Raw genomic sequence first — 13,784 nt, forward strand, 5'->3', positions numbered from 1 at the left:
ACACGATCAGGACACGGACGGCGCGAGATGTGCACCAGAAATGTCCTGAACACCCACCCCAGCGGGCAGGTTCCGCCTGGCGAACCCACCAGCCCCACCGATACCGTCAGTGCTCTCACCTGCATCTGTATCTCACGGGGAGTCCACTGTGAAGCGCCGCTCTTTGCCCGTTGCTGCCGCGTTCGCCGCGACGGCGGCCCTGCTGCTGACAGCGTGTGGCAGCGAGGACGACAACTCCAGCGGCAACGACAAGATCGCTGGAGCCGAGCAGGGGACGGAGAAGCCGACGAAGTCGGCACAGCCCTCCGGAGCACCGGCGGAGAACAAGCCGGACGGCGTGGACGTCTCCCTGCCGAAGGACATGAACCTGCTCTTCGACTGGGCGGAGCCGGAGGACGAGAACGAGACGGCGGCGATGGAGGATACGGCCAACTTCTTCCGTGCCATCTATCGCGGCGTGGACAAGCGCACGACCAAGGACGCAGCCGTCACCGCATACGCCACCGGTGACGGTCTGAAGTACGCGGACACGCAGATCAACGCCTGGATCGAAGGCGGCTGGACCGCCACCGGCACACTGCGCCACTACGACGTCGCCACACGGTCCGCCGAGAACGGCACGACAGTCGAGGTGGCGTTCTGCGCCGACGCGAGCCGGTTCTTCGGCAAGGAAGTCAAGACCGGCAAGGTGCTCAAGACCGACCCGAGCATCGAGGACTTCGACCACTACAAGATCATCATGGTCAAGTACCCGACGGGTACGGATCTGTGGCAGGCCTCCAAGGTGTTCGTCGAGACGAAGGCGGCGAAGTGCCAGTGAGGGAGCCGCGGCGCACACTCCTGACCACCGCAGCCCTGACGCTGGCTCTCAGCACGCTCTTCCTCACAGAATCCGCCTACGCGGGCAAGCCGGTGGGTTCCGATGAGGGAGCCGCAGAAGGGGATACGAGCGGCGGGAGCGACGGCAACGGCATCTACGCCGCAGCACAGATCACGTACTCCGGCTCCGTGGCCAAGAACGGCGGCACCGGCAACATGACGCCCACCGACGTCAACTGGACGCCACCGCCCTGCTGGTACGCCCCCTACCTCGGCGCCAAGGACTTCAAGAAAAAGATGTCCAAGGACATCGAGGGCCAGATGAACGCCCCCGGCATGGGCGGCCACGCAGGCGCCGCGCTCAGCGAATTGCAGCGCCACTACGAGGACGAATACGGCTGGACCAACACCCCGGGCTACAAGGACTACAACGTCGAGAACGACGGCAAGGGCATGTTCTGGGCCGCCGTGGAGAACCCGAACGAACCGGACCTGCTCAAGCGCAGCTCATGCAACGACCTCCCCTTCTGGGTCGAGACCGGCGAGCCCCCACCACCCCGGTACGAACAGGCGATCACCCCGCAGATCCTCGCAGCCCTCGCCTACCAGCACATGCAACTGCCCGACACCGAAGTCGCCCTCGCCCCCAAGGCGGTCACCAAGGTGAACCTGCCGACCTGGGCCTGGCTCGACAAGACCGTCTTCAACGAGATCCAGGCCACGGCCGCCATCAACGCCCCCGGTGTCAACCTCCAAGCCACGACCACGGCAAAGCCGGTGGCCCTGAAGCTGCAGCCGGGCACGGCAGACGCCGAGACCTACCCAGCGTCGGGCGAGTGCGCCATCAACACCGACGGCTCCATCGGCGAGCCGTACGCCAAGGGCAAGGCCAACAAAACCCCGCCCTGCGGCCTGAAGTACCTCCGCTCCTCCGGCAACAGCACCTACAACCTCCAGGCCACCATCACCTGGGAAATCACCTGGACAGGCACGGGCGGCACCGGCGGCAACCTCCCGAACGGCACCTTCGGCAACAACCAGGCCATCACGGTCCAGGAAATCCAGGCCATCAACCGCTGAGCAGGAGAGCTGGGACCGGCCTCGGTGGCCCTCCTCAACGCCCTCACCATCTCCGCCGAACAGGACTCGCGCATGATCTTCTTCGAATTTGAAGCCGATCCGCTCCAGTGGTTTCACCTTCCTCTCCATTGGACGGAAGAGGATCAGGACGAAATGATCAAGTGGTCCCTCATGTGCGTGGAGGCCGTCCGCCACCAGCACAAGACGTGGTGGCGTCGCCCCAAGCGACTGAAACTCGCTGAGCGTTTCCTTCAGATGGCCGAGGTTCATCCGGCACCGAACATTCCGGCGGACCAAGCCTTCCTCTACGCCGGCGATCCTCGCCGAATTCCGCAGCCGTTCTACGCCCTCGCTGGGCCCTTGGAAGGCGTGGACCGCGAGACCGGCCTCCACACGATCGTCCAGGCCACCAAAGAGAGCCCCGTTCGCCCGCCTGAGGTCACGGACTTCCACTCCCCCCGACTGGGACAAGGCCTCCGCTGCCTTCGGTACTTCGGCAGTGGAGGCGCCCTCAACGTCTCTCTGAACTATGGCTGGTGGTCGGAAGAACTCCAGGTCTACGCCTCCGTACGCACCATGTCGGCAGAGCATGACTGGCTGAACGCCCATCTCGGTATCTTCGACGGCTTCGCCCGGAGCATCTGGCTCAACCCAGACCCGAAATAAGTTGGTGCCAATCCGGCATCTCCGGAAAACCCAAACCAGACAGAGGAGACCGAGAAGCAGCCATGTCAAGCGACTCCGATCTCATCGTCAACATCGATCTACTTGTCGAGTCAGAGTCTCGGCTCAAAGGAATCAAGAAAGAACTCGAAGATCTCGACAACCGTAAAGATGACATGCACCCCTATTGGGGAAGCGGTCGAATCGCAGACGTCATGGATGATTTCGTGAGCAACTGGGATAAGTATCGGGAAAAGATGATCGAGACAGTCGACAACGTAGGCAAGCTCGTCACATCCACGATCGATGGCTTCTCAGGACTTGATTCCGAACTCGCGAAGGAACTCAGGAACGCGAGGAAGAAGAAGTAACCGCGTCCTCGAAGCCTCGCCCCAAGGACTGGCACCCACTTGCTGAGTCAGATCCAGTACCAGGCGACCCGGAAGAGATCCGGGACGAAGTAAAGCACATGGGCAACGTCGCAAAATCGCTGCGCGACCAAGCCCGCGATCTCGTAAAGATCCGAGATGACAACGAACTCAAGGGTAAGTACGCGGGCAAGCTTCGCGAGGAGTCAGGCGATCTCGAAAAACACCTCAGGGAAGTCGCGAGCAGATATGAGCGCGTCCACGGGTTCCTGAGTGACTGGGCCAATGACCTGGAGGATTGCCAGACAAATGCTGACAAAATTCTTGCGGACGCAAAAAGGGAAGAAGAGGAAATAAACGCTGCAAAAAAGAAAGCCGAGACGAATGGGAACGCAGCGACCAAAGCTCCAGGCGATGACGACCCACTGAAGGGATACCGGAAAAAGCTTGAGGGGGTTAAGGGGCATCGGGACGAGCGCGCGAACCACTACGCTACTGAGATCGGCCGGGAAATCGATGACATCATCAAAGACTCTTGGTGGGAAGGTGTCGTCGATTACGTCAAGGTTGCTATAGATGTTCTGAGCTGGGCTGCGACACTTATTGGGTTGGTGGCCCTCTTCATCACCCCCGTCGGTTGGGTCGCCATGGTCGCCACCGTGGCAACGGGATTGGTGATGGCTGGCCACGTCCTACTCGCCATCACGGGAGATGGTTCTTGGGTTGACGTTGCCGCGGATGCGTTCTCACTCGTGACGATGGGCCTCGGGGCCAAGGCCCTCAAGGGACTCAAAAGCGTCCAAGCAGGCACTCGAAAGGCTTCTGCGAAGGCATCAGGAAAGGCCGCACGCGCCCAAAAGGGTGCCGAGAACAATAACAAAATCAACAACGAGATCAAGCGAGCTGACCGGCAGGTCCGGAAAAAGACCACGAAGAAGCGGCACCGCAGAGGTGCAGAAAGAGCCTTGTACGCCGCGCAGCGGCAGAAAAACTCAGCCAAGAATGCGGCCCGGGCTGACGAGCGCAACAGGGAGCTGCCGAACTCGAGTAAGCGAGATTTGGCGGCCTCCGGTGGCGATAAAGAATTCGCCCGGCATTACAGAGACATCCAGCATATGCGGGCCAGTCACCCCGACTCACCGGAGGTCCTGAAGGTCAGTCAGGCTGCTGAGGTGTACCGCGACAGGTTCAGGGTCGCCTTCGGAGCCGGCCTGGGAGCAGACCTGGCAGACAAGGGACTCGGAACCAGTGATATCTGGCCGGATAAACCTTACGTCGAGGGCTACAACGAAACAAAGGAGCAGTTCACGGTGCAGCAGGGATCCGGTTGGTGAGATGTTGGACGCAAATCAATCCTACTAAAATTCACCAGGGGACTCAGTGAAACCAAGTAACTCCGGCGCGTCGTCAGAAGGCACATCCGATAAGATCACCGAGGGTCCGGCCGTCGGCTACTCTCTGATCCTTCCGCCGAACTGGAAGCGCATCCCTCTACGCCGTAAGCGCGACAGGGAGGCAACAGTACGCGAGATCGTCGCCGCCGCTTGCAGTGCCCTGCCGAGAGGTTTCCCAAGAGATGTCACTACACGGTATCGTCTAGAGATTGAGCGACGCCTGAACGCGGGAATCAGCAATGCTCGCAAGAGCGGTGGACTGGACTTCTACCTACCGATTATGGAACCCGGGGGAAGCCCTATAGCTACATCGTTCGTCGTCGGTGAAATCACCTCCGATCAGGACTCAATGCGATTCCTCGAGAGAATGACCGCAGGTTCAGACTACAAATCGATCGAGGTAGACCGGGCGCCCGGCATCAGGCGCGAGGTAGTGGTCGACGCCGATCCCGAGGGAGAGATTGAGCTTGCGTCCAGGCGTGTGGATTATGTAGCCGCTGTCCCGGGGAATTTTGGCAGAGTGCTGACAATCTCCTTTTCGACTTTCGGCGGCGGTGATCCACGAGATGATTTGGCCGATGCCACCGTCACCCTGTTCGACGCAATCATCACAACATTTCGCTGGAGCACCGAATGAGCTGGCTGGACATCGAGTACGACCTGGATGTGTGGTTGGAGATCCCGCCAAGGTGGACGATCGGTGCGGTGGAGCCCTGGGATGACGACGACAATCGAACTCCGCAGGAATGGGCGGCTGAGGCCGCCGAACTCTGGTGGGAGGACGCGGATGAGGAACCCGGCAAAGGTGGAGTCGAATTTTTGACGGAAACACTGGTGGCCTCCGTCGAGAGATACCCGAAGATGTTCCCTGGCTTCGGCGTGCTGCTGTATCTACCCAGCCCTTCAGCGCTTCCGCTTCCGGTCTTCATGACTCATTTTCCGGCAGAAGGCGAGAAGGACTCTGAGCTGCTCCGAGTAACGCTCGCCGACGCTGGAGGAGCGGTGGAGAAGCCGATCGTGGAGGAGTTTACAACCGAATCCCTCGGAACCGGTCTGCGCGTTATTCGTTACTCGGTGGAGGACGAAACGAATGCCGTGATCGCAAGTCTTCGCTACGCGTGGCGGAATGAGGAACATGGCCAGGACGTCGTCATCATTACAGGCTCACCAGCGCCGACGCAGGTTCTGACAGCATTGAATGACATGGATGGACTAGCTCATTCCATCACTCTGCGCCCTGATGACTACGTCTTCCCTGACGAAGAGGATGAAGACTGATCCTCACGGTGATTCCCCGAACCCGGCAATCACAATGATTGCTCGCCCTCTGATTGGAGAACCTATTCCTATGTCTTGGCTACCGCCCGGAAATGTCTCCGATGGAATGTATAGGGCCTTGATGTGCTGTGGCGGAGTCATGTGCACTTTCGGTGGCGGGTGGCTCTTGGCCACCACATCACTAGGACGATTCACCGTACTAGGCTTACTGTTGACTGCAATGGGCCTTGGAATCATGCGTCACTGGTGGACATCTCGATAGCCGAACCGATCCAAGCTGCCTCGCCTCCGCCCGGCCTCCAGGGAGACAGACCACGCATGGGCCGTTCCACCAAACCCCGACGCCGCAGAGCCGCCGCGCCCGCACTGCGGTATGAACGGCAGCCGAGAAGGCCGAGTTCGTCAGGCAAGGCGAAGAAGACGGGAGACGTCGTCTTCGGCTGTCTCATCTTCCTCGCTGTCACCGGTGCCGCCGTAGTGCTGGTCGCCCTCGACATGTTCTGGGCCGAAGACGCCTGGCAGTGGGCGGCCGACGCATGGCTCGGTGGGGCTTACAGCTTCGCAGCATTCCTGGGCGTAATCGGACCGTGTCTCGCGGCGCTCTCCTTCTACTGCCTGTGCGCCACGCAGTGGAAGTCATGGCGGCTGCACCCGTGGCGCACCCTCATCAATACGGGTGCGGGCATCGCTGCCGCGGCCGCACTGGCGCCCTGCACTGCCCTCGTCTACAGCGCGCATGACGACGGCGACAGGGCCAAAGGGAATGATGGCCCGCCCAGTTGGGTTTTCAGCAGCTACCCCTGGCTTTGGGCCGTCGGCTTGCTCTCCACCCTTGTGGTCATCACGCTGGCGATCTGGATCGCCGTGGCCTACTACAACCGGCGGCGGTCGACCGCTGCCCTGAAGACCCCGGGCACACTCGACGACGGGGAGCGCGCACCGTCTGCCGCGCTCTGACCCCCTCATTACAAAAACGGTGCGACGGGGCGCCCGAGCGCCCCACCGCACCAGAACTCACTTACCCCGAGCCTGCTTAGCCAGCTCGTCGTCGATCTGCTCGAACTTGTCCGCCGCCATGGTCAGGTAGTCCCCCATGCCGTCCAGACCGTCCAGCGTGTCCTTGGAACCCTGCACGAACTCCGTGAAGTTCTCGTCGAAGGCCTTGGAGGAGCTCTTCGTGACGTAGCCCGACTCGACCAGGTTGTTGATGTACTTCTTCAGGCCGTCGAGCTTCTCCTGGAGCCGCTCCTTCTCCTTCACGACATGCTTGGCAGCATCCCGCATGTCCTGATATGTGACATCAAGGTCCTTGGCCATGAAGCCGCTCCCTCTCCACAACGCCGCAGGGCCAACCCCCGTGGCTCCCTGTTTGCGGTCCGACAGTGACCGACCGGCCCCAACTCCTGTGCGACAGCCGGTGTGATCGTCCGCTCTTGAGGCAGCAGCTTACGGGTGAGGCCTGAGGTGTCACATCCCGGCTTTGTGAACAAGCCGTCATGGCCCCGTCACAACAACTCCCGCACTTCGTTGCCATCGGGAAGACGGAACCGGCGACCTCCCCCTCCCGCTGTCGCCGCTCCGCGCCCAGCGGATATCGTCGCTTCCAACTGTGGCCGGCGTTGCGGAAGCGGCCACAGGGGCACCGGGGAGGACAAGAGACGTGCGCCTGACTCTGACCGTCGTCGACCCGTTCGGCGGGGGCACCGCCGACGTCGTGCTCGATGCCGATCCTGAGTCCACCATGGGGGACATCGCCCAGGAACTGGCCAGGCAGGTCGGGCACAGCGGGGCTCAAGTCATCCCCATCGGGCAGCAACACCCCATCAACGGCAGCGCTCCCCTTCTCTACGTCGACGGATACGCCGTCGATCCCTCCGCCACCGTCCTCAACTCGCCCCTGCGCGAAGGTGCCGTCGTCAGTCTCCAGGACCCGTCCGGGTGTCTGCCCGGGGAACCCACCGGGCTCGTCGAGCTGCGCATCGTCGGCGGGCCCGTCGCCGGGTACGTGCACCGGCTCGGTGTCGGGCGGTACGACATCGGCAGCGGGCCGGCCAGTCACATCCGTATCGACGACCCCGAACTCGACGCCCGCGCCCTCACCCTCTCCGTCGCCACCGACGGCACCTGCCGGTTCAAGGTCCACGGCGAGACCGACGGCGTCTCCCTCGACGGCACCCCCATCGACGACATCCTCAACCCCAAGGACGACAAGGCCGGCGAGAAGGGGAAGAAGAGAAGGAAGAGGGAGAAGAAGGAAAAGGAGAAGCGGGGTCGCCCCACCGGCGCGGATGCTTCCGCCGTCACTCCTCCCCCCGACCTCGATCCCGACCTATGGCAGCTCGGCTCTCAGATCGCCATCGGTAACTCCCTGATCGAACTGGCCCGTTACTCCCCTCCCAACGCCGCCCTGAAGTGGTCCGAGGACGGCGTCGGCCTCGACTACAACCGGCCCCCGCGCCTGCGGCCCCCGGAGCGGCAGACCCGGTTCCGGCTGCCGTCGCCGCCGCGTGAGTACGAAGCCCGGCCGCTGCCCTGGCTCATGGCGCTGACGCCGCTCGTCGGCGCCGTCGTCGCCGTGCTGATCTTCCAGCGCTGGTACTACCTGATCATGGCGGCGCTCAGCCCCTTCCTCCTCTTCGCGAACTACTACAACGACAAGAAGCACGGCCGGAAGTCGCACGCGAAGCAGGTCAAGGAGTACGAGGAGCAGAAGGCGCGGATCGAGCAGGACGCCCAGGACGCCCTCGTCGCCGAGCGCGACGACCGGCGCCAGGCCATTCCCGATCCGGCGACGGTCCTGTCGCTGGGGACCGGGCCCCGCACCCGGCTCTGGGAGCGGCGGCGCACCGACCGCGATCACCTTCTTCTCCGCGTCGGCACCGGGCAGTTGCCGTCCGAGGTCGTGCTCGACGACCCGGAGCAGGACGACCACAAGCGCGAGGTCACCTGGACCATCGAGGACGCGCCCGTGGCGCTGAACCTGCGCGGCCTCGGGGTCATCGGCATGGCCGGGCCCGGCGACTCCGCGCGGGCGATGGGGCGTTGGGCCGTCGCCCAGTTTGCCGCCCTGCACAGCCCGATGGACGTGCAGTTCTACGTCCTGTCCGAGCACTCCGCCCAGGACAGCTGGGACTGGATGCGCTGGCTGCCGCACTCCAGGCCGTCCGGCGGCCAGGACGTCAACGTGCTCATCGGCACCGACGCCGAGACCGTCGGCGCCCGGATCGGTGAGCTGACGCAGATCCTCGACGCGCGCAAGAAGGCCGCCGAGCAGAACCGGAGCCAGGGCAGCACGTTCACCGACCCGGACATCGTCGTCGTATGGGACGGGTCACGGCGGTTGCGGTCGCTGCCGGGTGTCGTACGGCTGCTGCGCGAGGGGCCGTCCGTGTCCATGTACGCCCTCTGCCTCGACGCCGAGGAGCGGTTCCTGCCCGGCGAGTGCCAGGCGTTCGTCGTAGCGGAGCCGAAGGCCGAGGAGGGCCGGCAGCGGCAGGAAGGCGTCCAGCAGGCGGCCCAGCCCGCGGGGGGGTTCCCGTCCTTCCAGGCGTGGCATCAAAGCGCCCCCGAGCCCGGCGGGCCCGGCGCCCAGCAGCCCGACAAGCTGCGGCTGCGGGTCGAGGAGGCGGGGGCCGAGCGGCGCAAGGACGTACGGCCCGACTTCGTCTCCGCCGCCTGGTGTCTGCGGCTCGCCCGGTCCCTGTCCTCGCTGCGGGACATCAGCGGGGAGACGGAGGACTCGGCGCTGCCCGGTTCCAGCCGGCTGCTCGACGTCCTGCAGCTGGAGCCGCCGACCAGCGACGCCATCGTGGCGCGGTGGCGGATGGGCGGGCAGTCGACGCTCGCCGTCATCGGTGAGTCGTACGACGGTCCCTTCGGCATCGACATCCGCAAGGACGGGCCGCACGGCCTCATCGCCGGTACGACCGGTTCGGGCAAGTCGGAGCTGCTGCAGACCATCGTCGCGGCCCTGGCCGTGGCGAACACGCCCGAGAACATGACCTTCGTGCTCGTCGACTACAAGGGTGGCGCGGCGTTCAAGGACTGTGTCCATCTCCCGCACACCGTCGGCATGGTGACCGACCTCGACGCCCATCTCGTGGAGCGGGCGCTGGAGTCGCTGGGTGCCGAGCTGCACCGGCGTGAGCACATCCTCGCCCATGCCGATGCCAAGGACATCGAGGACTATCAGGATCTGGTGCGCAGGGATCCGTCCCACAAGCCCGTGCCCCGACTCCTCATCGTCATCGACGAGTTCGCCTCGATGGTGCGCGACCTGCCGGACTTCGTCACCGGTCTGGTCAACATCGCCCAGCGAGGCCGGTCCCTCGGCATCCACCTCCTCCTCGCCACGCAGCGGCCCTCGGGTGTCGTGTCGCCCGAGATCCGGGCCAACACCAACCTCCGTATCGCGCTGCGCGTGACGGACGGCGGCGAGTCGACCGACGTCATCGACTCCCCCGAGGCCGGGCACATCTCCAAAAGCACGCCGGGCCGGGCGTACGTCCGGCTCGGGCACGCCTCCCTGGTGCCGTTCCAGTCGGGCCGGGTGGGTGGCCGCCGCCCCGGCGCCGCGGATCCCGCGGTCCTCATGCCGTGGGTGTCGCCGCTGACCTGGGAGGACCTGGGGCGGGCGGCGCTGACCAAGCCGAAGGCCCAGTCGCGCGAGGACGAGGAGATCACCGACCTCAAGGTGCTCGTGGACGAGATCCGCCGGGCCAATCAGTCGCTGGGCATCCCTCCGCAGCACAGCCCCTGGCTGCCCGCCCTCGACGAGACGCTGCTGCTGGACGCGATCCCGGCACCGGCCTTCACCCCGGCCGCCGGCAAGCTGCCGCCCGCGGTGTACGGCGTCGAGGACCTGCCCGCGCTCCAGGCCCGCCGCCCGGTCGCCGTGGACTTCGCGAGCTTCGGGCATCTGATGATCGGCGGTGCGCCGCGCAGCGGCCGTTCGCAGGTGCTGCGGACCATCGCGGGTTCGATCGCCCGTACGCACTCGGTGGCCGATGTGCACCTGTACGGCATCGACTGCGGCAACGGCGCGCTGAACGCGCTGACCCGGCTGCCGCACTGTGGGGCGGTCGTCAGCCGTAACCAGACCGAGCGGGTGGTGCGGCTCGTCAACCGGCTCAAGGGCGAAATGGACCGCCGCCAGGGCGTGTTGGCGGACAAGGGCTTCGCCGACATCGGTGAGCAGCGGGCCGCGGTGGCGGAGGACGAGCGGCTGCCGCACATCGTCGTGCTGCTGGACCGCTGGGAGGGCTGGGTGCCCACGCTCGGCGAGGTCGATCACGGGGCGCTGACCGACGACCTGCAGACGATGATGCGCGAGGGCGCCAGCGTCGGCATCCATCTGGTCCTCACCGGTGACCGGACGCTGCTGGTGGGCCGTATCGCCACGCTCACCGAGGACAAGTACGGTCTGCGGCTGGCCGACCGCAGCGACTTCTCCACGCTCGGCATCCCGGCGCGCAAGGTGCCCGAGGAGATCCCGCCGGGCCGCGCCTTCAGGAACGAGGCCGGTACGGAGACGCAGTTCGCGCTGCTCGCCGAGGACACCACCGGACAGGGGCAGGCGGCGGCGCTGGCGGCGATCGGCGAGGCGGCGACCGCCCGCGACACCGAAGTGCCGCGCGCTCGGCGGCCGTTCCGGGTGGACAGCCTGCCGAGCCGGATCTCCTTCCCCGAGGCGTGGGAGCTGCGCGACCCGGACGTCTCGGGCTCCAAGCTGTACGCGCTGGCCGGTATCGGCGGCGACGAGATCGTCGGCTTTGGCCCCGATCTCGCGCAGGGCGTGCCGTCGTTCGTCATCGCGGGCCCGGCGAAGTCCGGTCGCTCGACGGTCCTGATGAACTTCGCGCAGTCGTTCCTGAAGCAGGGCGCGCGGCTCGTGGTCGCCGCGCCGCGTCAGTCGCCGGTCCGCCAACTGGACGGTGTGGAGGGCGTGCTGAAGGTCTTCACCGGTGACGACATCGACGAGGACGAGTTCGAGGAGCTCATCGACGGTGCGGAGCCGTCGGTGGAGAACCCGGTGGTCGTCCTGATCGACGACGGCGAGATCCTGGAGGACTGCGACGCCGCGAGCCAGATGAAGAAGATCGTCTCGCGTGGTGCCGAACGCGGGCTGGCGCTCGTCATCGCCGGTGACGAGGAGGACGTGTGCAGCGGCTTCTCCGGCTGGCAGGTCGACGCCAAGAAGGCCCGGCGCGGCATCCTGCTCTCCCCGCAGGAGTCCTCCAGCGGGGATCTGATCGGCTTCCGCCTGAACCGCGGGATGGTCGGCGGGCCCGCGGTGCCGGGCAAGGGCATGCTGCACCTGGGCGACGGCGAGCTGCGCACGGTGGTGATCCCCGGGTGAGGGCCGGTCACCCGGTCTTCGACAGCCGTGCCGTCGGCTTCCCCGATTCCTCGCTGTCCGAGGCGTAGTCGAGGTCGTCGCCGACCGGGGTGAGGGTGACCGTCGTCGGCGCCGGGTTGCAGCCCTTGTGGTTGGACTCGGCGCCCACGGAGGTCGCCACGAGCCGCTTGGCGCTGACGCTCTTCAGGGTCAGTACGTCGTTGCAGACGCCGCCGAGCACATCCGTCTGGCGGAGTTCGCCCAGCTCCTCGCCCGGCTCGGCCCGGTGCACGGTGAGCCGGAAGGCGCCGAGGGGGAGCTTGCCGTTGAGGGCGACGCCCTGGCCCTCCCAGGTGCCGAGGTAGGCCGTCAGGGCGTCGGGGGCGGCCGACGCGGAGCCGGAGGCGCCGGGTGGTGCCTGGGAGTAGGACGAGCCGGCGTCCGAACCGCCGGAGTCGTCCGGGGAGTTGCCGGGGAGCAGGTCGAGCACGAACACCGACCCGACCGTCACGGCGGCCAGCGCGCCGGCGACGGCCAGCGCGACCGTGCAGCTCATACGGCGTCCCCGGCCGCCGTCGCCCGGCACCGAGGTCGCCGCGACGGAGACCGACAGCTTGCCGGGCCGTGGCGTGGTGCCGGGCTCGGCGTCCCGCGGCTCGGGCACCGCGACGGAAGGCGTCGAACCGGCAGGCGTCACAGAGGCAGGCGTCACAGAGGCAGGCGTCACAGAGGCAGGCATCGCAGAGGCAGGCATCGCAGAACCAGGCATGACCGGGGGCGGCCCGAACTCCCCCACGGCAGGACTGCCGAACGCCCCCACACCGGGGCTGCTGATCTCCCCCACGGCGGGACTGCTGAACGCCACCGGCCCCGAGACCCCGCCCCCACCACCCCCACTCTCGCCCCCGCCCGTCGCCTCCAGGTTCAGCACCTGCACCGCGCTGCGGCTGACCCGCTCGACCAGCACCCCGGGCAGCCACCCGGACGCCACCAGCCGCGCCGCGCCCTGCGGAGCCAGCCGCCGGGCCAGCTCGTCCGGGGTGGGACGGCCCGCGGGGTTCTTGTCCAGGCACGCCTCCACCACCTCCCGCAACTCACCCTCCAGCGAGCCGAGTTCGGGCTCCTCGTGCACGACCCGGTAGAGCAGCGCCGCCGAGGAGTCGCCGGGGAAGGGCTGTTCCCCCGTCGCCGCGTACGCCAGCACCGCGCCCAGGGAGAAGACGTCCGCCGCGCCGGTGACGTTCTTGCCGAGGATCTGCTCGGGCGCCATGTAGCCGGGGGAGCCGATGGAGACGCCGGTGGAGGTGAGGGAGGCGGTGCCGTCGATGGCGCGGGCGATGCCGAAGTCGATCAGGGTGGGGCCGTCGACGGTGAGCAGGACGTTGGAGGGCTTGACGTCCCGGTGCACCAGGCCCAGCTCGTGCACGGTGGCCAGCGCCTCCGCGAGCCCCGCTCCCAGGACGCGCACGGTGTGGGTGGGCAGGGCGCCGGTGTCCGCGACCGCCGCCGTCAGGGAGGGGCCCGCCGCGTACACCGTGGCGACCCAGGGGACCGGCGCCTCCGGGTCCGCGTCCAGGACGGGGGCCGTCCAGGCGCCGCCGACCCGGCGGGCGGCCTCGACCTCGCGGCGGAAGCGGGCGCGGAACTCCTCGTCCAGCGCGAAGTGCGGGTGCACGATCTTGACGGCGACGGTCCGGCCGCCCGCGCTGCGCCCCAGGTAGACGCGTCCCATCCCGCCGGAGCCGAGCCGGCCGAGCAGCCGGTAGGGCCCCACGACGCTGGGTTCATCGACTCCGAGCGGCTGCATGGCGTCCCCCTCCCCCTCCCCCGTAGAACTCCCAGCAG

At 66.3% G+C, this 13,784-nt stretch carries 11 protein-coding genes; 9 read left to right on the forward strand and 2 right to left on the reverse strand.

Features of this window, described 5'->3' with window-relative positions; all coding sequences use genetic code 11:
- The first annotated feature begins 148 nt into the window (after positions 1–148).
- The 8 genes from ACWD11_RS03615 (at position 149) to ACWD11_RS03650 (ending at position 6,559) form a co-directional block, all read left to right on the forward strand.
- A complete protein-coding gene (locus tag ACWD11_RS03615; RefSeq protein WP_451281022.1) occupies positions 149–820 on the forward strand; it encodes a hypothetical protein in 672 nt (223 codons plus the stop codon).
- The gene (locus ACWD11_RS03620) at positions 817–1,899 is read left to right on the forward strand and encodes a hypothetical protein (protein ID WP_451281024.1); all 1,083 of its coding nucleotides are present in this window, start codon (positions 817–819) and stop codon (positions 1,897–1,899) included. Before ACWD11_RS03615 ends, ACWD11_RS03620 begins: the two co-directional genes overlap by 4 nt.
- 24 nt (positions 1,900–1,923) lie before the next feature.
- Positions 1,924–2,565 carry a hypothetical protein gene (locus tag ACWD11_RS03625; protein WP_451281026.1) on the forward strand — a complete coding sequence of 214 codons (642 nt, stop codon included), beginning with the start codon at positions 1,924–1,926 and terminating at the stop codon, positions 2,563–2,565.
- 62 nt (positions 2,566–2,627) lie between these two features.
- Complete coding sequence (locus tag ACWD11_RS03630; protein ID WP_451281028.1) at positions 2,628–2,933, forward strand: hypothetical protein; 306 nt, start codon at positions 2,628–2,630, stop codon at positions 2,931–2,933.
- A gap of 98 nt (positions 2,934–3,031) precedes the next feature.
- Positions 3,032–4,264, forward strand: a complete 1,233-nt coding sequence (locus tag ACWD11_RS03635; protein ID WP_451281030.1) for a hypothetical protein — start codon at positions 3,032–3,034, stop codon at positions 4,262–4,264.
- 46 nt (positions 4,265–4,310) lie between these two features.
- Positions 4,311–4,961, forward strand: coding sequence for a hypothetical protein (locus tag ACWD11_RS03640; RefSeq protein WP_451281032.1), 651 nt, complete (start codon positions 4,311–4,313; stop codon positions 4,959–4,961).
- On the forward strand, positions 4,958–5,602 hold the full coding sequence (locus tag ACWD11_RS03645; protein WP_451281034.1) for a hypothetical protein: 645 nt from the start codon (positions 4,958–4,960) through the stop codon (positions 5,600–5,602). Before ACWD11_RS03640 ends, ACWD11_RS03645 begins: the two co-directional genes overlap by 4 nt.
- Before the next feature lie 318 nt (positions 5,603–5,920).
- Positions 5,921–6,559: a hypothetical protein gene (locus tag ACWD11_RS03650; RefSeq protein WP_451281036.1), complete on the forward strand. Its 639-nt coding sequence runs from the start codon at positions 5,921–5,923 to the stop codon at positions 6,557–6,559.
- A 57-nt stretch (positions 6,560–6,616) separates the two neighbouring features.
- On the opposite strand, the gene ACWD11_RS03655 is transcribed toward ACWD11_RS03650, so the two are convergent.
- Positions 6,617–6,919: a WXG100 family type VII secretion target gene (locus tag ACWD11_RS03655; RefSeq protein ID WP_186287136.1), complete on the reverse strand. Its 303-nt coding sequence runs from the start codon at positions 6,917–6,919 to the stop codon at positions 6,617–6,619.
- Positions 6,920–7,262: 343 nt separating this feature from the next.
- Here ACWD11_RS03655 and ACWD11_RS03660 point away from each other — a divergent pair, with 343 nt between their 5' ends.
- Positions 7,263–11,960: an FtsK/SpoIIIE domain-containing protein gene (locus ACWD11_RS03660; RefSeq protein ID WP_451281038.1), complete on the forward strand. Its 4,698-nt coding sequence runs from the start codon at positions 7,263–7,265 to the stop codon at positions 11,958–11,960.
- A gap of 7 nt (positions 11,961–11,967) precedes the next feature.
- Here the strand turns inward: ACWD11_RS03660 and ACWD11_RS03665 are convergent, their stop codons facing one another.
- Positions 11,968–13,746 carry a protein kinase domain-containing protein gene (locus ACWD11_RS03665; RefSeq protein WP_451281040.1) on the reverse strand — a complete coding sequence of 593 codons (1,779 nt, stop codon included), beginning with the start codon at positions 13,744–13,746 and terminating at the stop codon, positions 11,968–11,970.
- Between the last annotated feature and the right edge of the window lie 38 nt (positions 13,747–13,784).

It is taken from the genome of Streptomyces sp. NPDC002776, assembly GCF_053592195.1.